Below are 24,434 nucleotides of genomic sequence, written 5' to 3'. Positions count from 1 at the left end.
GCCGAATCAGCGGAGTTCCTACATGGTTGCGGACAACGACAGCAACATCGCCTGGCACCGGGTTCAGGTGAAGAAGAACCGCGCCGAGTTGAAAGCGCTCGAGACCGCGCGCTTCATGATGGGCGAGGTCGCATCATCCAAGCGCAACGGCCAGACCCAGAAGGCGATTGTCGAGCTCAAGCGCAAGATAGCGCAATCCGAACGCACGATTGCCGACTACGAAAAGCGTACGCGCCGCCCGCTGGCGACCGACCTGCAAAGCCTCAGCAACGGGAGCTGGAGCCATTGGGACGCCTACACCAACCAGCGCAAATCGGGGCCGCGTTCGCAGGGGCGCGGCTGATCGCCATCTTTTGATCGATGTTCCGGCCCTTGCGCCGGCCATTGCGCATACCATCTGGTGAGGCGCCATCAACAGGGGCGGTGACCCATGACACCGCGCATCGATTTCACCAGCGACGCCTTCTTTCGCGACCCGCCCAAGGGAATCGCGAAGCTGCGCGCCTGCGGGCCCGTGGTCGCGACCCGTTTTCCGCTCATCGGCGATGTCTGGGTCACCACCACCCACGATGCGACGGCGCAGGTTCTCAAGGACGGCGCGACGTTCACGCTGCGCAGGGAGGACGGCAAGGTCGCAGGGCTGCGCTGGTGGATGCCGAAACTCGTTACGACCATTGCTAGCAACATGCTGACGATGGACGAGCCGGATCACACGCGGCTGCGCAGCATCGTCGACGAAGCCTTCCGCCGCCGCGCGATCGTCGCGATGGAGCCGCGCATCCGCGCCATCGCCGACGGACTCGCGGACGAGCTGTTCGCGGCGGGAAGCCCGGCCGATCTCGTCCAGCGCTACGCCCGAATCCTGCCGCTGTCGGTGATCTCCGAGCTGCTCGGGCTGCCGATGGCCGATCGACCCCGATTCATCGCCTGGGCGAATGCGATGTCCTCGCTGACCAACGTCGTCAGCTTCTTTCGGTTGCTGTTCGCGTTTCGCAAGATGCGTGCCTATCTCGAAGAGCAGTTGCGGATCGCCCGCGCGCAAGGTGGCGAAGGCCTGATTGCGGAGCTCGTTCAGGTCGAGCGGGAAGGCGGCCGCATCACGCCGGGCGAGATGGTTTCGATGGTGTTCCTGTTGCTGGCAGCGGGCTCGGAGACAACCACGCACCTCATCAGCGGCTCGGTCTATGAGCTCCTCAAAAATCCCGGCCTGCGCGATTGGCTGGAAGAGGATTGGTCTCGCGCCAGCCTTGCCGTCGAGGAATTCCTGCGCTTCGTCTCGCCGGTGCAATTCTCAAAGCCGCGTTATGTGCGGCGGGATCTCGAGCTCGAGGGTGTGCGCCTGAAAAAGGGCGATCGCGTCATGGTTATGCTGGCCGCAGCGAACATGGATCCTTCGGTGCATGATGCTCCCGAGCGGCTTGATCTCGAACGCAGGCCCAACCGGCACATCTCGTTCGGCACGGGAATCCATTTCTGTCTCGGTCACCAGCTCGCGCGGATCGAGGCGGCGTGTGCGCTTGAGGCCTTGTTCACGCGCTGGCCGCGGCTTGGTCTCGCCGTGGATACTTCGCAAGTTCACTGGCGCAAGCGCCCGGGCATCCGCGCCATCGCGAAACTGCCGGTCGTGGCCGACGACGGCGGGAACCGTCACGCTAAATCCCGCCCGGCCGACGTCGAGCAATTGCTCGCAAATTGACGTCACCAGCCGGCGGCGTATCGGAACCGCGTGGTGACGATCTTGCCGCGGCCGACGAAACAATCGCCGCCGGGCACGCGTTGGCCCCGGTGCGGACAGCAAGGGAGCAATCCATGCCCAACGGAGGCAAGACGCATATTGGGTCAGGTACGCATGGCAAGGGCGCGGGGAACGGCGCTTTCACGGAGGTCTCGAAAGACAAGATTGGCGACAACATGATCCTGTCGAACCGCGACAAGGCGCAGCATTCCGACATTCGCGGCATGGACGGAAAATATATCCAGACCGAGCAGTACCAGGACCACCCGGCCAACCGGCTCGCGGAGGAGGAGGACGAAGGCTAGGCGGCTCACGAGCCAGTCTGCTTCTCCGACGCGACGAGATCGCGCTCCCAGCCGAACACGGATCGGCCGTCGAGCTGAGGTGAAGCTGCGCGCTCGGCCGCAATGAAGGCCTCGACCGATGGGCCCCGCGCGCTCCGTTCCAGTCGCCGCGCCTGCTCGTCGAGACGCTTGATCGCCTGCATTTCCTCTTCGCGCCCGAGCTTTGCGTTCGCGATCGCGCCTTTGAGCACGCGAATGGTCTCGTCATAGACCTTGATCGGCACGGGGAAGGGGTGGCGGTCCTTGCCGCCATGGGCGAGAGAGAAGCGTGCCGGATCCTTGAAGCGATAGGGCGCGCCGTGCACGACCTCGGCGACCATCGCGAGCGAGCGCACGGTGCGCGCTCCGACGCCGGGTGTCAGCAACAGCTCTGGAAAATCGACCGGACCGCGCTCGGCGGCCGCAGCCAATGTGCCGTGCAGGCGACGCGCGAAGACGTCTTTCGGACGCACATCGTGATGCGCGGGCATGATGAGGTGCGGCAACATGGCTTGTGCGGGTTCGACACCGCTCAGACGTTCGAATTCGGTCACGATGCGATCGGGACCGAGATCGGAGAGCAGCTCAAGCTGCGCTGAGCGCGAGACGTCGGCACGGTGGTCGGTGAGATTGACGATCTCGCCTTGCACGGGGCCGTCGATCGCGCTGTGCGGCGCATCGACGAAGCTCTTCAGCGCCTCGGAATGCCAGTGATAGCGGCGGGCCTGCCGCTTCTCGCCGTTCATGCCTTGCTGCACGACCGTCCATTTGCCGTCGGCGGTGACGAAGAAGCCATGCAGATAAAGGTCAAAGCCGTCCTGCACCGCCGCGCTGTCGACCTTCGCAACGAGGCGGCTCGCGCGCGTCAGCCGGACGCCATCGAAGCCGATGCGACCGCCGAGCGTCAGAAGCTCATCCGGCGTCTTCCGTGAATGCTGGCCGCGGCCGCCGCAGACATAGATGCCGAGCTCGTTCTGGAGCGGTGCGAGCCCGCGTTTCAGGGCGCCGATCACGGAAGTGGTGATGCCGGAAGAGTGCCAGTCCATTCCCATCACGGCGCCGAACGATTGGAACCAGAAGGGATGCGACAGCCGCTGCATGAACTCGTCGCGGCCGTAGTGATGCACGATCACCTGTGTGACGATCGCGCCCAGCGACGCCATGCGGCTTGCGAGCCACGGTGGAACCCGTCCGTTGTGAAGGGGAAGATCGGCGCTGCCGGTGCGTCGGGGCATGGCCATTGATAGCCGGATTCTGCCCTGCTTGCACGACCGGAAATGCTGCGTTGCATCCGAAGGCGGACCGAAGCGCAAGGTTGGGCGTTGAGCGCCGAGTTGCAAGCCGGTGCGGAGGCAGGATGGAAATACAACCGATCATCGCGAGGATCGATGAGCTCTTCGGGTGGGTTCCACCCTGGTTCGTCGGCCTTAGCATCATTGCATGTGCGATCCTGGCGGCGTTGTTCCTGTACCGGATCGCGGTGCAGCTCTTGCGGCGTGCCTTCGCGGGCCGCTTTCCTCTCGTCAATCCGTTCCTCGATCGGACGGCAGGGCCGGCGCAGCTCGCGCTCTGCCTGCTTGCAGTCGCGCTCGTCCTGCCATGGGCGCCGCTCGGTGACGAAACGCGTCTTGATCTCAGGCACGTCTTCGTCGTGGCGGTGATTGCGCTGATCGGCTGGATTTCGATCCGGGCCGTCGACATGACGGCGGCGCGCTATCTGCAAAACTTCCGCGACGTCACCGAGAATTTTATCGCGCGCAAACATGTCACGCAGGTGCGGGTGTTCAAGCGGGTGATCGATACGCTCATCATCATGATCACGATCTCTACGGCGTTGATGACGTTCGATTCCGTCAAGCAATATGGCGTCAGCCTGTTCGCCTCGGCCGGCGCTGCCGGTATCATCGTCGGTCTTGCGGCGCGGCCGCTGCTCAGCAATCTGATCGCAGGCTTGCAGATTGCGATCACGCAGCCGATCCGCATCGAGGACGCCGTCATCATCGAAAACGAATGGGGCTGGGTCGAGGACATCGCCTCGACCTACGTCGTGGTGCGGCTGTGGGACTGGCGGCGGATGGTGGTGCCGTTGTCCTACTTCATCGAAAAGCCGTTCCAGAACTGGACGCGCGACGCCGCTTCCCTGATCGGCGCCATCGCTTTGTATGTCGATTATCGGGCCGACGTGCCGCGCATCCGCCGCAGGCTGGAGGAGGCGGTCAAGGAGTCAAAGCTGTGGGACGGCGCCGTGGTCAATCTCCAGGTGATTGATGCGGATGCCCGCACCGTTCAGCTCCGCGCTCTCGTCAGCGCCCGGAACGCTCCGCAGTCCTGGGACCTGCGCTGCGAGATCCGGGAGAAGCTCGTGGCCTTCATTCGCGACGAATTGCCCGATGCGCTGCCGCGCGAGCGTGCGATCCTCCTGCCTTCAGGCGATGACGATGCAGAGTTCGTCCGGCGCGTCGTCGCACCGGAGAAGGTGCGGGCGAGGGCGCACAACTGAATCGCCAGAGCAATGCCGGTCATCTCATTGCGCCCGGATGTTCGCCGCCTTGAGCACCGGCTCCCATTTGGCCGCCTCGGCATGCATGTAGGCATCGAAATCCTTCGACGACGAGCCGACCGGCGTTGCGCCGATCTTGTCGAGCGTCGACAGCACGCTCGGGTCTTGCAGTGCCGTCTTCAAATCGGCTTCGAGCCTCACCACGATCTCCGGCGGCATTTTTGCCGGCCCAAGAAAACCCCACCAGACCGAGACGTCGTAGCCTGATACTCCGGCCTCAGCGACGGTCGGAACATCGGGCAGGGCCTTTGACCGCTGCGCCGACGTCACCGCGAGCGCCCGCACCGGGCCGCCTTCGAGCTGGCCGATGGCCTCGGCGAGCGGGTTGAGGCTGAGGGGGATTTCGCCGGCGACCACGGCGGTCAGCGCCGGGGCGCCACCCTTGTAGGGAATAGAGACGATCTTCACGCCGGCCATGTATTTCAACAGCTCGCCGGCGAGATGCGCCGAGGTGCCGTTGCCGGACATGCCATAGGAGAGCTTGTCCGGTTCCTTCTTCGCAGCAGTCAGGAGATCGCCGAGGCTCTTGTACGGACTGTCCTTGGCGACGACGATGGCGAGCGGCGACGAGGCGACCTCGCTGATCGCGGTGAAATCCTTGAAGGTGTCGTAGGGCACGCTCGGATAGACGAACTGGTTGAGCGGATGGCCGCTGGCGACCAGGATCAGCGTGTAGCCGTCGGGCGGCGCCTGCGTCAGCGCTTGCGAGGCGATGATGCCGCCTGCGCCGGGACGGTTGTCGATCACTGGCTGCTGGCCCCAGCTCTTGGCGAGCGCCTGGCCGATCGTGCGGGCGAGCACGTCGACGGCGCCGCCAGCGGCATAGGGCACCAGAATGTGGACTGGCTTGCTCGGGAAATTGTCGGCCTGCGCGCCGTTCGCGGCCAGCATCAGGCCCGTACCCAGCAGTAGACGACCGATTTTCTTGTTGAAACCCAGCATTTTCCAGCGCTCCTCGGGGCGAGTGTCCATCCGGGCGCCCGTCTCGGACCGCCCAAGGCGCCGCCTTTGGTTTTTGTTGACGAGACCTTATCTTTTGTACGATAGTACAAATAACATGGTACGCAAGCCCACCAGCAAAGAGACAGCCCGCAAGCCGAACATGCGCGAGGCGATTCTCGCTGCGGCGGAGGAGTTGTTCGCAACCAACGGCTTCAACGCCGTGTCGGTGCGCGACATCGCGCAGGCCGCCGGAGCCAACCCCGGCAGCGTCACCTATCATTTCAAGACCAAGGATGGCCTGCTGCTCGAGATCTATCGCCGCCACTGCGGACCGATGAATCTCCGCCGATCCGAACTGCTCGCCGCGGCCAGGCGCGTTCGCGATCTCCAGGACCGGCTGGAGGCAATCGTGCGCGCCTATGTCGTGCCGGCCTTCACCTCGGGCAGCGATCTTGCCGGCGGCGGGGCGCGGTTCACGCGGCTGCGCGCCGTGATGTCGGCCGAGGGCAACGAGGTGGCCCGGCGCATCATCGCGCAGACCTTCGACGACACCAGCCACGCCTTCATCGACGCGATCCACGAGAGCCTGCCGCAGGTGCCGCGCACCGAGATCGTCTGGCGTAGCCATTTCCTGCTTGGTGCGCTCTATTACTCACTGGTGACGCCGGAGCGCGTCTCGCGCCTGTCGCGCGGCGAAGCCGACGGCAGCGACGCGGCCGCTGCGATCGAGCAGCTCGTTCAGGCGACCGTGGCCTCGTTCCAGGCGCCGGCACTCGACCAGGCCGCACCGGCACGCCGGCGCGCGGCGGCAAGCAACAAGACGTAGACGACTGCCGACGGACGAGGAGCGAAAAGCTCGCGTTGTCCGCAATCGGCGGCATTTGACTGGGGATGCGGAATGAGCAGGCGGGACTGCTTGCAACTCTTGTCGGGCGCTTCGATGGCCGGCCGGGCTTCGAAGCTCATCGACAATGCGCCCGACGCCGCGATCCAGCAGAAGTTGCTGGTCGACAATCCCGCGCGCCTGTTCAAGTTCACCTGAAGACACCAGATGTACAAGCCGACCATTCCGCCGCCCGATCCGAACACCCGCACGCCGAAGTTCAAGCTGCCGGCGCTCGCTTGCGACGCGCATTGCCACATCTTCGGTCCGGGCTCGAAATATCCGTACGCGCCGGACCGCTCCTACACGCCGCCCGACGCGCCGCTGGAGGATTTCAAAGCACTGCATGCCAAACTCGGCGTCCAGCGCGCCGTGATCGTCAATGCCAGTGTGCACGGCGCCGACAACACCGTTGCGCTCGACGCGATCGCGCAGAGCAACGGGGCCTATCGCGCGGTGGCCAATATCGACGACACCATCACCGAGCGAGGCCTGCGCGCGCTACATGAAGGCGGTTTCCGCGGCTGCCGCTTCAATTTCGTCCGCCATCTCGGTGGCATCCCGGACAAGAGCGTGTTCGACCGGGTGATCGCGATGGTCGCGCCGCTCGGCTGGCACATCGATCTGCATTTCGACGCGATCGACCTGCCGGAATATGCCGACATGCTGGCAAAGCTGCCGGTGCGCTATACCATCGATCACATGGGACGGGTGAAGGCGGCTGAGGGGCTCGACCAGCTTCCATTCAAGATCCTGATCGACCTGATGCAGCGCGACGAGAAATGCTGGGTGAAGATTTGCGGCTCCGAGCGCGTCTCTTCCTCTGGCCCGCCTTTCACCGACGCCGTGCCGTTCGCGCGCAGGATCGTGGAAACCGCAGTCGATCGCGTCATCTGGGGCACGGATTGGCCGCATCCCAATGTCAAGGTGATGCCGAATGACGGCGACCTGGTAGACCTCATTCCGCTGTTCGCGCCGGAGGCGGAGTTCCAGCAGCAGATCCTGGTCAGCAACCCGGCCCGCCTGTTCGAGTTCGGGTAATGACGGCGCTCTCGATCGACAAGCCGCGCGGCCGCGCCTGGTGGAAGGAGCTCTGGGTCCAGGTTCTCCTCGCCATGGCGGCCGGCATCGTGCTCGGCATCGTCAATCCCGATCTCGGCGTAAAAATGCAGCCGCTCGGCGACGCCTTCATCAAGGCGATCCGCATGCTGATCGCGCCGATCATCTTCTGCACCGTCGTGCACGGCATCGCGCACATGGCCGACATGGCACGGGTCGGCCGCGTCGCCATCAAGGCGATCATCTATTTCGAGATCATGACCACGATCGCGCTGGTGATCGGCCTTGTCGCGATTAACCTGCTGAAGCCCGGCGCCGGCATGAACATCGACGCTGCCAGCATCAACACCAGCGCGATCGAGCCCTACGTCAAGCAGACCGGCGCAATCGGCTTCGTGCCATTCCTCATGAACATCCTTCCTGGCACCTTCGTCGGCGCCTTTGCTGAAGGCAACATCCTCCAGGTGCTGTTCATCTCCGTGCTGTGCGGTTTTGCCCTGGTGCAGCTCGGCGAGCGTGGAGCACCTCTGGTCAACCTGATCGACGTCACTTCAAAGATGGTATTTGCCATCGTCGGATTCGTGATGTGGGTGGCGCCGATCGGCGCATTCGGCGCCATCGCGTTCACGGTCGGCAAGTTCGGCGTCGGCTCGCTGGCCTCGCTGGGCAGGCTGCTCGGTGGCTTCTATCTTACCTGCCTGGTGTTCATCGTCGTTGCGCTCGGTCCCGTCGCGCGCTGGTGCGGCTTCAGCCTCATCAAGCTGATCCGCTACATCTGGGAAGAGTTATTGATCTGCATTGCCACGACGTCGTCGGAAACCGTATTACCGCCGATGCTCTCGAAGCTCGAAAACGCCGGTTGCGAGCGCAGCGTGGTAGGGCTCGTGATCCCCACGGGTTACTCGTTCAACCTCGACGGCACCTGCCTCTATCTCGCCGCCGCCTCGGTCTTCCTGGCGCAGGCGACCAACACGCCGCTCGGTCTCACCGAGCAGATCGAGCTGCTGCTGATCCTGCTCGTGACCTCCAAGGGCGCGGCGGGAATAGCGGGCGCCGCCTTCGTCGTCCTGGCGGCGACGCTGTCGGCGACCGGAACCATTCCGGTCGCGAGCGTCGCGCTGGTGCTCGGCATCCATCGGCTGATGTCGCAGGGGCTGACACCGACCAACCTGATCGGGAACGCGGTGGCGACCATCGCGATTGCCAGATGGGAAGGCGCGCTCGACGCGGATCGGTTGAAACGCGTGCTCGACGGCGAGGCGGTGCCGGCCGCTGGGGTGTGATGTATTGGCTGCTTGTGCTTCGCAGGGAGCAGGTCAAACTTTGAAGAGATGAAAGGGGAGTTTGTCCCATGAAGACAGGTCTAGTGATTACCGCGCATCCCGGCGATTTCGTCTGGCGCGCGGGCGGCGCGATCGCGCTGCATGCAAAGAAGGGCTACCGGATGAAGATCGTCTGCATGTCCTTCGGCGAGCGTGGCGAGAGTCAGTTCGCCTGGAAGGAAAAGGGCGCGACGCTCGAGTCGGTGAAGGCCGGCCGCAAGGACGAGGCCGAGCGCGCTGCCAAACTCCTCGGCGCCGAGATCGAGTTCTTCGATTGTGGCGACTATCCGCTCAAGCTGACGGAAGCCCATTTCGATCGCATGGTCGATATCTACCGCGAGCTCAACCCGAGCTTCGTGCTGACTCATGCGCTGGAGGATCCCTATAATTTCGACCACCCGAATGCGGCGCATTTCGCGCAAGAGACACGCGTGGTCGCGCAAGCCATGGGCCACAAGCCGGGCGCGCAGTACAAATATGCCGCGCCGCCGGTATTCCTGTTCGAGCCGCATCAGCCCGAGATGTGCAATTTCAAGCCGAACCTGATCCTGAAGATCGACGAGGTCTGGAAGGAGAAGTACGAGGCATTCCAGATCCTCGCTGCGCAGAAGCATCTCTGGGGCTACTATGAGCGCGTTGCGCTCAACCGCGGCATCCAGGGTAGCCGCAACACCGGCGTGCCGATGACCTATGGCGAGGCCTATCAGCGTCTGTTCCCGACGGTTGAGGAAGTCCTGGCATGAAGCCCGTCGTCGTTCGCAACATCAAGCGCGCCGATCACGCCGGCATGTCGGCCTATGGCGTTTCCACCGTGCACGAGGCGATGGGCCGCGTCGGCCTGATGAAGCCCTATATGCGCCCGATCTGGCCCGGCGCGCAGATCGCGGGTCCCGCCGTCACCGTGCTGGCGCAGCCCGGCGATAACTGGATGATCCATGTCGCGGTCGAGCAATGCAGGCTGGGCGATATCCTCGTGGTTGGCTGCACCACCGACAATACCGACGGCATGTTCGGCGAGCTGCTCGCAAGCTCGCTTCGTGCGCGTGGCGTACAGGGGCTCGTCATCGACGCCGGGTGCCGCGACGTAAAGGCGCTGCACGAGATGAGCTTTCCGGTGTGGTCGCGCGCCGTCTCGGCGAAGGGAACGGTCAAGGCGACGCTCGGCTCTGTCAACATTCCCGTGGTCTGCGCCGGGGTGAACGTCGAGCCCGGCGATATCGTGGTGGCCGATGACGACGGTGTCGTCGTGGTGCCGAAGCGGACCGCGACAGAGGTTGCAGAGAAGGCCAGGAAGCGCAACGCCGACGAAGGCGGCAAGCGCAACCGCCTCGCCTCGGGCGAGCTTGGCCTCGACATGTACAACATGCGCGAGGCTCTGGCGAAAGCCGGGCTCGTCTATGTTGACAATCCCGAGGACGTCTAAGCAGACGAAAAGCGGAGTGGGCTGATGGATCGTGTCAAGCTGCGGACCGTGCTCGGCAGTCATCCGCACGTGCAGGCGTTGAAGAGCGGAGAGCTCCGCTCCGACCGTTTCGATCTCGACTTCATCGAATACACGCCGACCAATACGGCGTTCAAGCCGATGGTGCGCGAGCAGGCGTTCGACGTCTGCGAGATGGCGATCGTCACGTATCTGATGGCGAAAGCCCATGGCAAGTCGCTCGTGCTTCTGCCAGCGACCATGCTCGGCCGCTTCCAGCACGCTTACGCGCTGTATAATCCTGAGCGCGGCAAGCTCGGCCCGTCCGATCTGGAAGGCAAGCGCGTTGGGATCCGGTCGTTCACCACAACGACCGGCGCCTGGATCAGGGGCATTTTGGCCAACGACTACGGTGTGAACCTGGACAAGATTGGCTGGATCACGTTCGAGGATCCGCATGTTGCCGAATATGTCGACACCACGGAACGAGCGCCGAAGGACAAGAAGATCCTCCAGATGCTGCTTGATGGCGAGCTCGACGCCGTGCTCGGCGAGACCTCGAATGATCCGCGGCTCAAGCCGCTGTTTCCCGATCCGGCCGCGGAGGCCGCGGCCTGGTACGCCCGGCGTGGCGTGGTCCCGGTCAACCATCTCGTGGTGGTGACCGAGGCTCTGGCAAAATCGCGCCCCGATATCGTCGCCGGCGTGTACGATCTCCTGAAGGCCGGCAAAGTGAAGGCGGGCCCGGCCGCGTCGCCCGATCTCCTGCCGTTCGGGGTCGAAGCGAACAGCAAGCCGCTGGAGCTGATCATCGACTATGCGTACCAGCAGGCGCTGATCCCGCGCCGCTTTGCGGTCGAGGAGCTCTTTGACGAGACCACGCGAGGGATGAACTGATGTCCGATTCCAGGCGGTGGCAGATAGGACTTGTCGGCTATGGCGAGGTCGGCAAGATCCTCGCGGAGGACTTGCGCCAGCAGGATATCAAGGTCGCGGCTTTCGACCTCAAGCTCCGGACCGAGCAGGGCGCGGCCTTGCGCAATCATGCAACGAACCACGGCGTTACGTTAGCTGCCTCGCATGCTGACCTCACCGCAAAATCCGACTTCATCGTTTCCGCGGTCACCGCGAGCCAAGCAGTCCCGGTGGCGCAAGCCTGCGCCGGCGCGATCAACCAGGGGACCTGGTTCCTCGACTTCAACTCGGCCTCGCCCGGCGCCAAGCAGCGCGCAGCCGGACTGATCGACGACGCAGGCGGACGTTATGTCGAGGGTGCGGTGATGACCTCGGTGCCCCCTTATCGCATCAAGGTGCCCTTGCTGCTCGGTGGCCCCGGCGCACGCGAGCTCGAGCCACTTCTCAACGCGATCGGCTTTGCCGCCAAAGTCGCGAGCGACAAGCTCGGCGTCTCCTCGGCGGTAAAGATGTGCCGCAGCATCATGATCAAGGGCCTGGAAGCCATGGTCATCGAGAGCTTTACGACGGCGCGCGCCTATGGCGTCGAAGATGCGGTGCTGGCCTCGCTCGCGGAAACCTTTCCCGGCATCAACTGGGAGAAGCAAGGCGCCTATTTCTTCCAGCGCGTGATCGAGCACGGCCGCCGACGCGCCGAGGAAGTGCGCGAGGTCGCCGAAACCGTGCGCGAGGCGGGGCTGACGCCATGGTCGGCGCAAGGCACCGCCGAGCGACAGGCCTGGGTCGCCGATCTCGCTGACGAAGGCCTGTTCGGTACCAAGGGCACGAAAGAGTTCGCGCGCAACGCCGACTGGCGCACTGAGGCGGACCGGATCCTGGCGCGGATCAAGCGCCGGGGCTGAATAGCACCGGCGGGCGTCGTTCAAAGACCTGCCGGCCGTTCTTGAAGCCCGCCAAAATATCCGGCAGCTCGGCGATCGCAAAACGGAAGTCACGCGTATCGAGCACGACGAGATCGGCAGGGTTGCCGATCTTGATGCCGTAATTGCCGAGGTTCATCAGGCGTGCCGGCAATTCGGTGACGAGGTCAATGCAGGTGTCGAACTCGCCGACTGATGCATGCGCGACATTGGCGTAGAAATTCGCCATCCGCAGCAGCGAGGCATCGCCGAACGGCGTGAAGGGATTGAGCACGTTGTTGGTCGCAACCGAGCACAGCACGCCGCTTGCGACGAGCTTGTGGGCCACGGTGATTCCGCGCGGCACATTGTGGGTGGCGTCGCGGCCCATCAGATAGAGATCGGTCGCGGGCAGCACCGTGACGGCGACGCCCGTTTTCGCCAGACGTTCGACCACCGGTTTCAGGCGCTCCGGCGGCAGCGCGGAGAGTTTCGTGACATGGCCGGTCGCGACGCGCCCCTGATAGCCGCGCTGTTCGGTCTGCCGGCAGACTTCGCCGAGATGCGACCAGGAGGGATCGAGGTCGAAGTCGAGGTGAAGATCGACATCGACGTCGAATTCCTGCGCGAGGTCGAAGATCCGATTAAGGTGCGCTTTCGGATCGGTGTCGGTATAGGGACAGCCGCCGATCACATCGCCGCCGTCGCGCAGCGCCTGGATCAAGAGCTCCTCAGCTCCGGGATCGTTGGTCAGTCCCTCCTGTGGAAAGACGCAGAGTGACAGATCCAGCGCCCAGGCATAGTCGCGCTTTAGCGTCTTGACGGCCTCGAAGCTGCGCAGGCCGACCCGCGGGTCGATCTCGACATGGGTGCGCATCCGCGTCGTGCCGTGAACGATCGCGCGGTCCAGCACTCTTGCGCCGCGCGCATAGACGTCCTCGACCGTGAAATCGCGCTTCATCGCCGAGACGGCGCGGATGGCGTCGGTAAGACTGCCATGATCATGTCCGCAGCGGCCGAGCAGGCAGGCCTTGTCGAGATGGATGTGGGTGTCGACGAAGCCGGGCAGAACGAGCCGGCCTTCAAGGTCGATCTCGACGGCTTCGGCCTGAAGGCGCGGCTCGATCGCGGCGATCTTGCCTTGGGAGATGCCGATATCCGCTCGAGCGGTGGCGCCGCGCATCAGCGCGTTCCGGAAGATCAGGTCGAAAGCGGTTCGGCTCGTCATGGGCACCATTCACGGCGTGAGCATCCAGGAGCGTGCCGTGCGAGGCGCCTCCGAAGTCCCAGCAGTCTAGCGAGGGAAATGTTCAAAATATATGCATGCAATCCAGCAAGCCGGGGGTAGTATTCCGCATCTTTCGGAGAAACCGCGATGTCCGTTGCCGCAAAAGCCCCAAGCAAGTCCTTGTCCGACGCCGAGATCGTGGAGGCCTATCTCACGGCCTCGATGATCCCCGATCCGGAGGCTGCGGCCGTCTACCTGGCTCCGGGCACGGTGATCACCTTCACCGGCGGGCGCGAGTTCGACCATCCGCGCGGGCCGGCTGGCTTCAACGCCAGGCGCTATCGCTGGGTCAAGAAGAAGATGGACCGGTTCGACGTCTGCCCGGGCGAGGGCGAGACCGTGGTCTACAGTGTCGGCACGCTCTACGGCGAATGGCACGACGGCACACCTTTCGAAGGCAATCGCTATGTCGATCGCTTCGTGGTGAAGGGCGGCAAGATCACCAAGATGGACGTCTGGAACGACAGCGCGGAGCGTATCCTGGTTCAGCGCGGCATCGACGCGTAGCGGTTGCGGCCGTTCAACCCTGGCGGCGCAAAAAGCCGGTGATCGTGACTTTCTCCCAGATGCCGGCCGCGGCGAAGGGATCGGCGCGGTTGAAGGCCTCGACCTCGGCCCGTCCGGGCGCCTCGATCAGGAACAGGCTGCCGATCATCTTCTCGCCGTCGTCGGAGACCAGCGGGCCGGACATCACGATTTTGACCCCGAAGCGCGAGGTGTCGCTCAGGAACGCCTTGTGCGCGTCGTAATTGGCGAGCCGGGTCGGCAATGCGTTGGCATGGTCAAGGGCGTGGATGGCAAACAGCATGATGTCTCCGCAGATGTTTTTGGGACGGCCGCATTGAACGGCCGTCCCGGTTTTCGACAGAGCGAGCCTATTTCGTGCCGAGCTTTTGCGCCTCTTCCCAGGTCGGGCAGGTGCGCTGCTCGAGTGGCACGTCGAACGGCCCGAAATTGTCCTTCGTGATGACGGTGGGCTTCAGCACGATCTCGGCGACGACGGGCTGTTCGCGCAAGTTGCGGATCGCCATCATGGTGCCGAGACAGCCCTGCGCAAACCCGTTATAGTCGCCGCTTGCGAGCAGCTTGCCGGACTTGATGGCATCGATGGCTTCCTTGGTGCCGTTGATACCGATCACCTGCGCTTTCCGGTTGGCGCCATCCAGCGCCTCGATTGCGCCGACCGCCATGGCGTCGTTGGCGGCGAGCACCCCGTCGATCTGCGAGTTCGATTGCATCAGGTTTTCCATCACCTGGAGCGCCTGGAGCCGCTGATAATTGCCGGGCTGCGAGGCCAGAAGTTTCGCGCCCGGGGTTTCCTTCAGCGCATCGTTAAAGCCGCGGACGCGGTCGACATTGGTCAGCGAGCCCTTGACGCCCTCGATGATGACGATGTTGCCCTTGCCACCGAGCGTCTTCAGCAGATAGCGCGCGGTCTCGAGCCCGAGGCTGTAGTCGTCGGCGCCGACGAAGGAGACGAACTTGCCTCCGGCGGAGCGATCGGTGATGTTGACCACCGGAATTTTGGCGTCGTTGATCTTCTCGACACCAGGCACCATCGCCTTGTAGTCGACGGGAATGAAGACGATCGCACTGGGCTTCTTCACGACGACGTCCTCGATCTGGCTGAGTTGCTCGGGGATGGAGTCCGGCTTGGTCGGAATATATTGCAACGTCTTGGCATTCAGCGCCTTGGCCGCTACTTCGGCACCGACGCGCACCGTCTGGAAATAGGGGTTGGTCTGGTTCTTTGTAAACACGGCGATGGTTTCGCCGTCGGCATAAGCCGGTGCCGCGAATGTGACCGCAAGAAGCGGCAGTGCAAGATAGCCCAGTCTCTGTTTCATATTGTCTCCATCCCTCATTTTGGTTTGTTGGATCGGTTGCGACGAACTCATTGCGTGCGGCGACGGGTCTTCATGTCGAGCCAGACAGCGAGAATGACGATGATGCCGGTAACGAGCGGCTGCCAGTTGGCGCTGACCGACAAGAGATTCATGCCGTTCAGCACCAGCGTCAGGATCAGCGCGCCGACGAAGGTGCCGAATACCGTGCCGATGCCGCCGAACAGCGAGGTGCCGCCGATCAGCACGGCCGCGATCGCGGGCAGCGTCAGGCTTTCGCCGATGTCGGCCTCGGCCGAATTGAGCCGTGACAGGAAGATGATCGACGCAAGCCCCGCCATGGTGCCGGAGACGGCATAGACCAGCAGCAGCCGGCGCGCGACCGGAATTCCGGAGAGCCGCGCAGCAACCGGGTTGGCACCGATCGCATAGATCTCCTGGCCCCAGATGGTCCGCTGCGCGAACAGCGTGCCGATCGCAAGGAAGATCAGCAGAAGGTAGAGCGGGATTGGCAGGCCGAGGAGATAGCCGCTGCCGATCTGCCGGAAGCCCGCGGGGAAGCCGTGAATGGTGTCGCCGGCCATGTACCAATAAGTGAGGCCGTTCAGCACCCAGAGCATGCCGTAGGTGGCGATGAAGGAGGGGATGCGCAGCGCCGTCACCATGACGCCGTTAAGGAGACCAACGACGCCCCCGACCACCAGCGCGGTGAGAACGCCCAGCACGGGAGAGCCGGTCTGATGGATCACGGTGCCGGCGAGACAGGCTGAGAGAGCGACATTGGCGCCAACGGAGAGGTCGAGGCCGGCGGTCAGGACCACCAGCGTCAGGCCTGAGGCAATGAAGAAGGTCAGGCTTGCCTGCCGCAGCACGTTGAGGATGTTTCCGAGGCTCAGGAAGGAGTCACTGAGGACAGCGAGCACCGCGCAGATCAGCAGTGCCGCGAGCAAGCGGTAGAACACCTGGATCGCGTCCTGCGACAGGAAGGAGCGGGGCGTCGAGAGGGCCTCCTTGGTGATGTCGGTCATGCGCGGTTCCTGATGCCGTCCAGGAACAGCGCGACGATGACGAGAACGCCGACGCTCGCGACCTGCACCGAGGACGGCAGCGAGATCAGATTGAGGCCGTTACGCAGGACGCCGACGGCGATGACGCCGAGCACGGTGCCGAGCAGCCAGCCATTGCCGCGCTCGAAGGAGGTGCCGCCAACCGCAACCGCCGCGATCGCATCGAATTCGAGGCCGAGACCGGCAGTCGGGTGGCCGGAATTCATGCGCGCGGTCATCAAGAGGCCTGCGACCCCGGCCATGGTGCCGCCGAGCGCGTAGACGGCGATCAGCAGCCGGTTCGGCGAGAGGCCGGCATATCTCAGCGCCTCTCGGTTTCCGCCGAGCGCGAAGATGTAGGTGCCGAAGCGGGTGTGATAGAGCAGGGCATGGAAGAACGCGTAGGTCGCGAGCGCCATCACGATCGGCAAGGGCACGCCAAGAAGCGTGGATGAGTAGATGTCACGCACACTGTGCGGGATGCCGACCACGCTCTGGCCGTCAGAGACGATCAGCGACAGGCCCTGCGCCATGCCGAGTGTGCCGAGCGTCGCGACGAAGGGCGGTATTCCGAGGATCGCGACCAGCCAGCCATTGATCGTGCCGAAGGCCGCACCGACCAGCACGCCGGCACCAAGACCCAGCAGCATCGACTTGGTCGCGAGCGACACGATGGCGACGCAGAGTGAGGTCAGCGTCAGCACCGCGCCCATCGAGAGGTCCAGGCCTTCGGTCATGATGATCAGCGTCATCGGCAGCGCGAGCATGGTCAGGATCGTCGACTGCACCAGCACGTTGGAGAGGTTGGCGACCGACAGGAAGCCGGGGGCGATCGCCCCGAACAGCGCGACCAGGAGCACGAGCACGATGGCGACGCCGGGAATGCGCTGGAGCGGATTTGGTTGCGAAATGACCGCGGCCTCATGCATGGTGCATCCCCAGTCGCACGATGTTCTCCTCGGTCAGTTCATTGCGCGCCAGATGCCCGGCGATGCGGCCCTCGCGCATCACGTAGGCGCGGTCGCAGACATGGCAGATCTCGACCTGCTCGGACGAGATCATCAGCGCAGCCGCGCCCTCGGCGACCAGCCGGTCGATCAGGGCAAAGATTTCGGACTTGGCGCCGATGTCGATGCCGCGTGTCGGCTCGTCGAAAATGAAGAGCTTCGCGCCGGCAGCCAGCCACTTGCCGATCACGACTTTCTGCTGGTTGCCGCCAGAGAGCAGGCCGACGGTCTGGCGGGCGCTCGGCGTCGCGATCCTGAGCTGCCGGATCAGGTTGTCGGACGTGCGTTGCGCGCTACGCTGATCGAACAGGCCGCTTGGAAACAACTTTCGCAGCGCCGAGACCACGAGATTGTCGCCGACCGAGCGGAGCAGTGCGAGGCCCTCGCTCTTCCGGCTTTCCGGGATCAGGGCGATGCCGCGGCGTGCCGCGACGTCGGGTTCGCCGGAGATGGTCTTGCCGTCAAAGATGATCTCGCCGGAGGTCACGGGATCGGCGCCGAAGATCGCGCGCGCGACTTCGCTGCGGCCCGAGCCGACGAGGCCGCAGAGACCGACGATCTCGCCCTGGCGTACCTCGATGTCGATCTCGGAAATACCGGTCGGTGAGGTCAGGCCCTTGACGCTGAGCAGCACCTCGCCGGGCTTGTCGGCGAAGTTGCGCGGATAGGTCATGTCGACGGTGCGGCCGACCATCATGCGCACGAGCTGGTCGGGCGTGACGTCGGCCGGCCTGACGCCGTCGATACGCCGGCCGTCGCGCAGGATGGTGATGCGGTCGCCAAGCGCGAACACCTCGGCCATGCGGTGCGAGATATACACGATGGCAACCCCATCGGCCTTTAGCCGTGCGATCAGCGCGAACAGGAGCTCGGTTTCGCGGTCTGACAGCGCCGCAGTCGGCTCGTCCATGACCAGGATGCGCGCATTCTGGCTGATCGCCTTGGCGATTTCGACCATCTGCTGCTGCGCGACGCCGAGCTTGTCGACGGTGACAGAGGGGTCGATCTCGAAGCCGATGGTGTCGAGCACGCGCTTGGCGTCGGCTAAAATCCTGCGGCGGTCGATGGTGCCGGGAATGCGACCCTTCGGCTCGCGGCCGAGGAAGATGTTTTGAGCGATGTCGAGATGGGGGACGAGCGAGAATTCCTGGAAGATGACGGCGATGCCGAGCATCTGCGCATCCGTGGTCGAGGCGATCGCGGCCTTTTGGCCCTTGTAGTAGAATTCGCCGGCGTCGGCTCGGTAGGCTCCGCACAGCACCTTCATCAGGCTCGACTTGCCGGCACCGTTCTCGCCCAGCAGCATATGGACCTCGCCGGGAAACACGGCAAAGGACACGTCGTCCAGCGCCTTGACGCCCGGAAACTCCTTGCTGATGCCGCGCAGCTCGAGCAGCGGTGTGTCAGCCTCCTCCATCGTCCGTCCTCTCCAAAAAGCTCGGCTTGCCGGACTCTTGTCGGTCCTTTCAGCCGTGATCCGGCTTAAGCAGCTCTTGCGCCGCTCGCAACCTGCTTCAGGCCGAAATCATAGTTGAGATGGAAATATTCGCTGTCCACCATGCGACCATCCGGCGCACGGCCGGCCGGATGACGGACGAACTCGCGGATCAGGCTATCCTTGACGCCGAACACCACGTCGCTGTCGAGGTACTGGTCGCCGGCGACGAACACATGCGTCACGAGCTGTTCGAAGCCGGGCGCGGAGATCATGAAATGCACATGCGCGGGACGCCAGGGATGTCGGCCCTGCGCCTCCAGCATTTCGCCGACTGGCCCGTCATGTGGGATCGGGTAGGCGGCGGGCTTGATCGACCAGAAATGGAAGCGGCCGTTCTGGTCGGTGTGGAAGCGCGCGCGCATCGCGAGATCGCCGATCTTGTCGAGCTGCTGCACGTCGTAATAGCCATCGTCGTCGGAGTGCCAGACATCGACCACGGCGCCCGCGAGCGGCCGGCCGTCGACGGCCGAGACCGAACCGGTGACCAGCATCGGATCACCTTCCATCTTGCCCGAGATGTTCTCGCCGCGGGTCTTCTCCGGAGCGGCTTGCACGAAGAAGGGGCCCAGCACCGTGGTCTCGGTCGCGCCTTCCGGCACTGGATGGTTGATGGCGTCGACCAGCATGGAGACGCCGAGCGTGTCCGACAGCAGGATGAACTCCTGGCGCTTGTCGTCGCACATGTGGCCGGTGCGGGTGAGGAAGTCGATGCCGTACTCCCATTCCTTCTGGGTGGGCCGGACCTCGCGCACGAAGGCATGAAGGTGGCGCACCAGCGCCTCGCTCACTTGCTTGACGCGCGGATCGGTCGCGCCCGTGATCCGCTCCAGCACGGCGTCGGTGATCGTGTTCTCGTTGAAGTTACGCAACGTTGCCTCCGTTGATCAGAGTTTTGGCTCGCCAAGCCCGGACAGCCGTTCCAGGTGCTTGACGGTCGCGATGAAGTCGGTCTCGCCGTCGCCCTGCGCGACCAGCGAGCCGTAGGTCTCGCGCACCTGCGCTGCGAGTTGCAGCGGGACGCCGACGGCATGGCCGGCACCAAGGATCAGATCGAGATCCTTGGCCATCTGCTTGCAGGAGAATGTCGACTCGAAATCGCGGGTCCTGAGCGGCGCGGTCTTGTACTTCACCATGGGCGAGGCAACCGCGCTGTCATCGAGCACCTTCAGAATGTCCTGCCAGGCGATTCCGCCCTTGCGCGCGAGCGCGAGGCTCTCGGCCATCATGGCGGCCGACACCGCAATCATCAGGTTGACAGCGAGTTTTGCGTAGCGCGCCTCTTCGCCGGGCCCGAGATATGACTGCGCACGGGTGAAAGTTGCGAACAGCGGCTTTGCGGCCTCGAAAGTGTCCTTCGGGCCCGAGACGAAGCAGGTCAGCGCGCCCGTGTGGACGATGCTGGCATTGCCCGAGACCGGTGCACGCAGATAGGCGACACCGCGCGCCTGTGCCGCGGCACCAACCTCAGCGGAGGCCTCCGCGCTGACTGTGCTGGTCTCGATCAGCACGGCTCCCGGCGCCATCGAGCCGATCAGGCCGGTTGGGCCGAGCATCACGGCGCGCAGCGCAGCATCGTCGGGCAGGGAAGTGATCACAGCGGCCCGGCCGCTGACTGCGTCAGTCGGTGACGCCGCAACAGCGATGCCCTGTTCACGTGCGGCAGCGATACGAGCCGCACTTGGGTCGAAGGCGGTCACGGCACAGCCGGCCTTGGCGACGAGCGTCGACATCGGCAGGCCCATCTTGCCGATGCCGATGAAAGCGATGTTTCTCGAAGAGTCTGTCATTCTTGTTGTCCATTGGCGCCTCAGGCGGCGCGTCCCTGTCGTTCGATGTCCTGCACCAGCCGCCGCCCGGATTGCGCGAGCAGCTCCTTCTTCGGCTCCAGCCCGTCGACCAGAAGCCTGCTGTTCCGCTTCTTCCAGACGCCGTCGATCATCACGGCCTCGATATTGGCAAGGCTCGTCTGCATGACGACCGTGGCGACGGGATCGTGGACCGGAAAGAGATTGAGATCGGAGGCATTGATGACCACGAGGTCGGCAAGCTTGCCCGGCGTCAGTGAGCCGATCTCGCTGTCGCGGCCAAGCATGCGGGCGCCTTCCAGCGTGATCCAGCGCAGCGCCTCGCGCGCCGGAATCGTCGTCGTCGCCGGAATGCTGCCGCTGGCCTTGCGCGACTCGGCATTGTCGAGCGCCCGCTGCATCGACAGCGCGACACGCGCGGCGGAGAAGAGATCGCCGGCCAGCACGGATTCGAGATCAATGCCGATCGTCGGCCGGACGCCGCGATTCAGGAGCCGTCCCGTAATCGGGAAGCCGTGACCCTGGATCATCTCGTTTTCCGGCGTCACCGAGAACGACGCACCGAGATCGACGAGACGTTGCAGGAGGTCGTCGGAGAGATCGTTGCCGTGGACGATATTGACGCCCGCACCGACGAGGCCGACCTCGATCAGCTTCTCCCAGCCGCCAGGGGTCTTGGGCGGACCGCCGCCCTGGTGCATCGATGCGATCAGGCCAAGCTCCCGCGCCAGGCCGAAGTCATGCATGGCGACGTCGAGCGTCGAATAATGCGGGCCGAGAATGGCAAGTCCGAGCGTGACGAGGCCGCCACGGTTGGCGAGGGGACCCGCCAGCAGCCGCTCGACCTCGCGGCGCGGATGCGGGATCTCGGAGAAATGCGGCTCGCCGGGTTTTGGCTCGGGCTTCGGTGAGCCGTGGAAGAAAGCGGCCCGGATACCGCTCTCAATCAGACCTCGCACCGCGGCATCAGTGTGGTCAGGTGTCGGATTGTTGTGGCACCAATCGACCAGCGTCGTGGTGCCCTGATTGATCTGATTCAGTGCGCCGACGAGGGTTGCGATATAGATGTCGCCGGGCCGGAACACGGTCGCCAGCCCCGCATGCATGCGGCGGAAATATTCGAGTAGCGTCCAGTTCGCGGCAAACCCGCGCAAGCCCGTCTGCCAGGTGTGCATATGCGCGTTGATCAGACCCGGGATGACGATGCGCCCCGTGCCGTCGATGACATCGGTGCCGGCCGCTCCGCTGCCAAGCTCGATGCCGGTGCGCACGTCAACGATCCGGTTGCCCTCGACGAGCACATCGCCGGCCCGGAGATCGCCGATGGCTTCATCCATGCTGATGATGGTTGCCGATTTGATCAGCGTGCGCCGCATCGCCTCAGGCCGTCGCTTTGGTTGCGACCGGCGGCTCGCCCGCCCAGGCGCGCGCGATGAGGTCGCGAATGGCGTTCCGCTCGAGCGGGCGCGGATTCCAATAGGCGTTCGTGACTGCGAGATCCGCCGCCTTGTCGATACCGCCCTCGGGCATGCCGATGTCGCGCAGGGCCAGCTTTGCATTCAGCCGCTTGGCAAGGTCGTAAAGCCCTCGCGATGCATCGGCCGCGCCGATCGCGCGTGAGATGCGCATCATGGCATCGGGCACGGCGGGCGCATTGTAGGCCAGCGCATGCGGCAGCACGATGGTGTGGGTCTCAGCGTGCGGCAGATCGAACGTGCCGCCGAGCGTGTGGCAGAGCTTGTGATGCAAGGCCATGCCGACGGTACCGAGGCAGACGCCGCAGAGCCAGGCGCCATAGAGCGCTTCGGTGCGGGCCTCGCGGTCGTCGCTCTTCGCGGCAATGGCGGGGAGGGCACGCGCTAGCGCGCGGATGCCTTCCTCCGCCATCAGCGAGGTCACGGGATTGGCGTCGCGTGCATAAAGCGCTTCGACCGCGTGCGCGATCGCATTGATGCCGGAGGTCGCTGCCAGGCCGACCGGAAGCGTCAAAGTGAGGTCGACATCGTAGATCACGGTCTCCGGCAGCACGGCCGCGTCGCGCACCGTGGTCTTAAGGCCGTTCTCGGTCTGGCCGATGATCGGCGTCATCTCCGAGCCGGCATAGGTGGTGGGGATGCAGAGCTGATTGACGCCGGTGCGTAACGCCAGCGCCTTGCCAAGGCCCGTGGTCGAGCCGCCGCCGAGCGAGACGACGCAGTCCGCCTCGCAGACCTTCATCGCGGCGAGCGCCTGCGCGGTGACCTCGACCGGCGTGTGCATGGTCGCGCCGGCAAAGAGGCCGGCATAGAGCGGGCCGAGCGCAGCGCCGAGGTTCTTGCCTTGCGCCTCCTGCTGCGGCGTCGTCAGCACCAGCGCGCGCTTGCCGCCCAGCCGCTCGACCTCGGCCTTGGCTGCCGCAAGCGTTCCGCTGCCGAATACGACGCGGCAGGGGAGATTTTCAAAGGTGAATGAACCGATCATGCGCCGGTCTCTTTGATGGGATAATCGACCTGGAAGCGGCCGATCCGCAAGTCGCCGAGCGCCTCGCGGACGCGCAGGTGCTCCGGATGGGTTGCATAGGCCTGAAGGGCGGCCTGATCGGCAAATTCGGAGAACAACACGACGTCGCAGGCGTAGTCGACATCGCTGACGTCGAGGCCGACCTCAATATGAGTGAGGCCATCGATCTGGCCCTTCAGGCCCTCGAAAAGGGTTTTGACCTTGAGCCGGGCCGCGGAGCGCTCCGCGGGCGTCTCCCCGCGCAGCCGCCACATCACGATGTGCCTGATCGGGCCCGACATTTTCCTGATTTCCTCGCCGCTCGTCTTGCTGTTTGGGGTATTTTGCCTTGCAGAAATCGGAAATAAAGGCCAAAAATCGTAAGTCTCTTTTCCGATTTATGCAAAAATGGACCGTCTTCTTCAACTCGAGGTCTTCTCCAAAACGGCCGAGCTCGGCAGCCTTTCCAAGGCGGCCGAAACATTGCGAATGTCGAATGCCGCCGCGAGCCGGCATCTCAGCGCGCTGGAGGAGCGGCTCGCGGTGAGGCTGATCGAGCGCAACACGCGCCGGCAGTGGCTGACGGAAGCAGGGCAGGAACTCTTGCAGCGTTGCAGCACGCTCTTGAACGAGCTTGCCGAGGCCGAAGACGCGGTATCGGACCGCGCGCTGTCGCCGAAGGGCGTGCTGCGGGTCACGAGTTCGCTGTCGTTTGCGATGATCTATCTCGCGCCGATGCTGCCGGCGTTCCGCGCGCTCTATCCAAAGCTCAGCGTGCAGATCATCACCGCCAACCGCTATCCCGATTTCATCGAGGCGGGCATCGACGTCGCGATCCGTACCAGGGAGCACGAGCCCGACTCCAACATCGTCGTCCGCCGCATCGGCCAGATGCGGCGCGTGCTGGCGGCAGCTCCCTCCTATCTCGCGAGGCAGGGCCGGCCGGAGCACCCGGCAGATCTCGCCCGCCACGACATGCTGATCTACAACCTCGCCAACGATCCCTATTCGCTGCGGCTCAGCAAGGACAATGCGGCCCAGACCATCCGCATCGCGCCGACGCTCGACAGCAATGACGGCCAGGTGATCCGCGGCGCCGCGCTCGCAGGCCTCGGCATCCTCGTCCAGCCGCTCTATATCGTGCAGGGCGACATTTCCTCGGGACAACTCGTGCCGCTGTTGATGGACTGGGAGCTGCCCTTGCTCACCATGAACATCGCCTACCAGAACCGCGTCAGGCTGCCCGCCAAGATCAGGGTGTTTTCCGACTTCCTGGTCAATCACATCCGCGAGCATTCGCAGGCGGGAATCTGGATGGAGCCGAAGGAGCGCGTCCCCTATGAAACGCGATAGCTGGTAGACGTAGTCTCGCAGCGAAGGTGGCCCAGCATTTGCGAAGGGTTGCGTATC

27 protein-coding genes are annotated in these 24,434 nt (G+C 64.3%); 14 read left to right on the top strand and 13 right to left on the bottom strand.

Annotated features, from left to right (window positions below):
* Window positions 1–22: 22 nt before the first annotated feature.
* The 3 genes from SO180_RS10940 (at window position 23) to SO180_RS10930 (ending at window position 2,040) form a co-directional block, all read left to right on the top strand.
* Window positions 23–343 carry a hypothetical protein gene (locus SO180_RS10940; RefSeq protein ID WP_449378824.1) on the top strand — a complete coding sequence of 107 codons (321 nt, stop codon included), beginning with the start codon at window positions 23–25 and terminating at the stop codon, window positions 341–343.
* A gap of 87 nt (window positions 344–430) precedes the next feature.
* Window positions 431–1,696, top strand: coding sequence for a cytochrome P450 (locus tag SO180_RS10935; protein WP_449378823.1), 1,266 nt, complete (start codon window positions 431–433; stop codon window positions 1,694–1,696).
* 113 nt (window positions 1,697–1,809) lie between these two features.
* Entirely contained in the window at window positions 1,810–2,040 is a 231-nt protein-coding gene (locus tag SO180_RS10930) for a hypothetical protein (protein WP_449378822.1), read from the top strand.
* 5 nt (window positions 2,041–2,045) lie between these two features.
* Here the strand turns inward: SO180_RS10930 and SO180_RS10925 are convergent, their stop codons facing one another.
* The gene (locus SO180_RS10925) at window positions 2,046–3,293 is read right to left on the bottom strand and encodes a DUF763 domain-containing protein (protein WP_449378901.1); all 1,248 of its coding nucleotides are present in this window, start codon (window positions 3,291–3,293) and stop codon (window positions 2,046–2,048) included.
* Window positions 3,294–3,415: 122 nt separating this feature from the next.
* On the opposite strand from SO180_RS10925, the gene SO180_RS10920 reads away from it, so the two are divergent.
* Window positions 3,416–4,558: a mechanosensitive ion channel family protein gene (locus SO180_RS10920; protein WP_449378821.1), complete on the top strand. Its 1,143-nt coding sequence runs from the start codon at window positions 3,416–3,418 to the stop codon at window positions 4,556–4,558.
* A 24-nt stretch (window positions 4,559–4,582) separates the two neighbouring features.
* Here the strand turns inward: SO180_RS10920 and SO180_RS10915 are convergent, their stop codons facing one another.
* Window positions 4,583–5,560 (bottom strand): tripartite tricarboxylate transporter substrate binding protein, encoded by a 978-nt coding sequence (locus tag SO180_RS10915; protein ID WP_449378820.1) that lies wholly within the window; start codon window positions 5,558–5,560, stop codon window positions 4,583–4,585.
* Window positions 5,561–5,675: 115 nt separating this feature from the next.
* On the opposite strand from SO180_RS10915, the gene SO180_RS10910 reads away from it, so the two are divergent.
* The 8 genes from SO180_RS10910 to SO180_RS10875 all read left to right on the top strand — a co-directional run bounded on the left by SO180_RS10910 (window position 5,676) and on the right by SO180_RS10875 (window position 12,061).
* Window positions 5,676–6,386, top strand: coding sequence for a TetR/AcrR family transcriptional regulator (locus SO180_RS10910; protein WP_449378819.1), 711 nt, complete (start codon window positions 5,676–5,678; stop codon window positions 6,384–6,386).
* Window positions 6,387–6,458: 72 nt separating this feature from the next.
* Complete coding sequence (locus SO180_RS10905; protein WP_449378818.1) at window positions 6,459–6,602, top strand: hypothetical protein; 144 nt, start codon at window positions 6,459–6,461, stop codon at window positions 6,600–6,602.
* A gap of 9 nt (window positions 6,603–6,611) precedes the next feature.
* Window positions 6,612–7,484 carry an amidohydrolase family protein gene (locus tag SO180_RS10900; RefSeq protein WP_449378817.1) on the top strand — a complete coding sequence of 291 codons (873 nt, stop codon included), beginning with the start codon at window positions 6,612–6,614 and terminating at the stop codon, window positions 7,482–7,484.
* Window positions 7,484–8,785: a C4-dicarboxylate transporter DctA gene (dctA, locus tag SO180_RS10895; protein ID WP_449378816.1), complete on the top strand. Its 1,302-nt coding sequence runs from the start codon at window positions 7,484–7,486 to the stop codon at window positions 8,783–8,785. The genes SO180_RS10900 and dctA overlap by 1 nt, the downstream gene beginning before the upstream one ends.
* Before the next feature lie 68 nt (window positions 8,786–8,853).
* On the top strand, window positions 8,854–9,567 hold the full coding sequence (locus SO180_RS10890) for a PIG-L deacetylase family protein (RefSeq protein WP_449378815.1): 714 nt from the start codon (window positions 8,854–8,856) through the stop codon (window positions 9,565–9,567).
* Window positions 9,564–10,247 (top strand): 4-carboxy-4-hydroxy-2-oxoadipate aldolase/oxaloacetate decarboxylase, encoded by a 684-nt coding sequence (locus SO180_RS10885; protein WP_449378814.1) that lies wholly within the window; start codon window positions 9,564–9,566, stop codon window positions 10,245–10,247. Before SO180_RS10890 ends, SO180_RS10885 begins: the two co-directional genes overlap by 4 nt.
* Window positions 10,248–10,271: 24 nt before the next feature.
* A complete protein-coding gene (locus tag SO180_RS10880; RefSeq protein WP_449378813.1) occupies window positions 10,272–11,141 on the top strand; it encodes a substrate-binding domain-containing protein in 870 nt (289 codons plus the stop codon).
* Window positions 11,141–12,061 (top strand): DUF1932 domain-containing protein, encoded by a 921-nt coding sequence (locus tag SO180_RS10875; protein WP_449378812.1) that lies wholly within the window; start codon window positions 11,141–11,143, stop codon window positions 12,059–12,061. Before SO180_RS10880 ends, SO180_RS10875 begins: the two co-directional genes overlap by 1 nt.
* Here the strand turns inward: SO180_RS10875 and SO180_RS10870 are convergent.
* Complete coding sequence (locus SO180_RS10870; RefSeq protein WP_449378811.1) at window positions 12,045–13,286, bottom strand: amidohydrolase family protein; 1,242 nt, start codon at window positions 13,284–13,286, stop codon at window positions 12,045–12,047. The two genes, SO180_RS10875 and SO180_RS10870, sit on opposite strands and share 17 nt — an antisense overlap.
* 147 nt (window positions 13,287–13,433) lie before the next feature.
* Between SO180_RS10870 and SO180_RS10865 the strand changes: the two genes are divergently transcribed.
* A complete protein-coding gene (locus SO180_RS10865; protein WP_449378810.1) occupies window positions 13,434–13,853 on the top strand; it encodes a nuclear transport factor 2 family protein in 420 nt (139 codons plus the stop codon).
* Between the two features lie 13 nt (window positions 13,854–13,866).
* On the opposite strand, the gene SO180_RS10860 is transcribed toward SO180_RS10865, so the two are convergent.
* The 10 genes from SO180_RS10860 to SO180_RS10815 form a co-directional block, all read right to left on the bottom strand.
* Window positions 13,867–14,154 (bottom strand): YciI family protein, encoded by a 288-nt coding sequence (locus SO180_RS10860; RefSeq protein WP_449378809.1) that lies wholly within the window; start codon window positions 14,152–14,154, stop codon window positions 13,867–13,869.
* 67 nt (window positions 14,155–14,221) lie between these two features.
* Window positions 14,222–15,193 carry a sugar ABC transporter substrate-binding protein gene (locus SO180_RS10855; protein WP_449378808.1) on the bottom strand — a complete coding sequence of 324 codons (972 nt, stop codon included), beginning with the start codon at window positions 15,191–15,193 and terminating at the stop codon, window positions 14,222–14,224.
* A gap of 47 nt (window positions 15,194–15,240) precedes the next feature.
* Window positions 15,241–16,218 (bottom strand): ABC transporter permease, encoded by a 978-nt coding sequence (locus SO180_RS10850; protein WP_449378807.1) that lies wholly within the window; start codon window positions 16,216–16,218, stop codon window positions 15,241–15,243.
* The gene (locus tag SO180_RS10845; protein WP_449378806.1) at window positions 16,215–17,165 is read right to left on the bottom strand and encodes an ABC transporter permease; all 951 of its coding nucleotides are present in this window, start codon (window positions 17,163–17,165) and stop codon (window positions 16,215–16,217) included. The genes SO180_RS10850 and SO180_RS10845 overlap by 4 nt, the downstream gene beginning before the upstream one ends.
* Window positions 17,158–18,660, bottom strand: a complete 1,503-nt coding sequence (locus SO180_RS10840) for a sugar ABC transporter ATP-binding protein (RefSeq protein ID WP_449378805.1) — start codon at window positions 18,658–18,660, stop codon at window positions 17,158–17,160. Before SO180_RS10840 ends, SO180_RS10845 begins: the two co-directional genes overlap by 8 nt.
* A 65-nt stretch (window positions 18,661–18,725) precedes the next feature.
* Window positions 18,726–19,610: an intradiol ring-cleavage dioxygenase gene (locus SO180_RS10835; RefSeq protein WP_449378804.1), complete on the bottom strand. Its 885-nt coding sequence runs from the start codon at window positions 19,608–19,610 to the stop codon at window positions 18,726–18,728.
* 15 nt (window positions 19,611–19,625) lie between these two features.
* The gene (locus tag SO180_RS10830; protein WP_449378803.1) at window positions 19,626–20,528 is read right to left on the bottom strand and encodes an NAD(P)-dependent oxidoreductase; all 903 of its coding nucleotides are present in this window, start codon (window positions 20,526–20,528) and stop codon (window positions 19,626–19,628) included.
* 20 nt (window positions 20,529–20,548) lie between these two features.
* A complete protein-coding gene (locus SO180_RS10825; RefSeq protein ID WP_449378802.1) occupies window positions 20,549–21,922 on the bottom strand; it encodes an amidohydrolase family protein in 1,374 nt (457 codons plus the stop codon).
* Window positions 21,923–21,926: 4 nt separating this feature from the next.
* Window positions 21,927–23,006, bottom strand: a complete 1,080-nt coding sequence (locus SO180_RS10820) for a maleylacetate reductase (RefSeq protein WP_449378801.1) — start codon at window positions 23,004–23,006, stop codon at window positions 21,927–21,929.
* Window positions 23,003–23,326 (bottom strand): Dabb family protein, encoded by a 324-nt coding sequence (locus SO180_RS10815; RefSeq protein ID WP_449378800.1) that lies wholly within the window; start codon window positions 23,324–23,326, stop codon window positions 23,003–23,005. Before SO180_RS10815 ends, SO180_RS10820 begins: the two co-directional genes overlap by 4 nt.
* A gap of 106 nt (window positions 23,327–23,432) precedes the next feature.
* Here SO180_RS10815 and SO180_RS10810 point away from each other — a divergent pair, with 106 nt between their 5' ends.
* A complete protein-coding gene (locus tag SO180_RS10810; RefSeq protein WP_449378799.1) occupies window positions 23,433–24,377 on the top strand; it encodes a LysR family transcriptional regulator in 945 nt (314 codons plus the stop codon).
* Window positions 24,378–24,434: the final 57 nt, after the last annotated feature.

Source organism: Bradyrhizobium sp. UFLA05-112, assembly GCF_053572325.1.
This window is presented reverse-complemented; position numbering and strand designations above follow the sequence as displayed.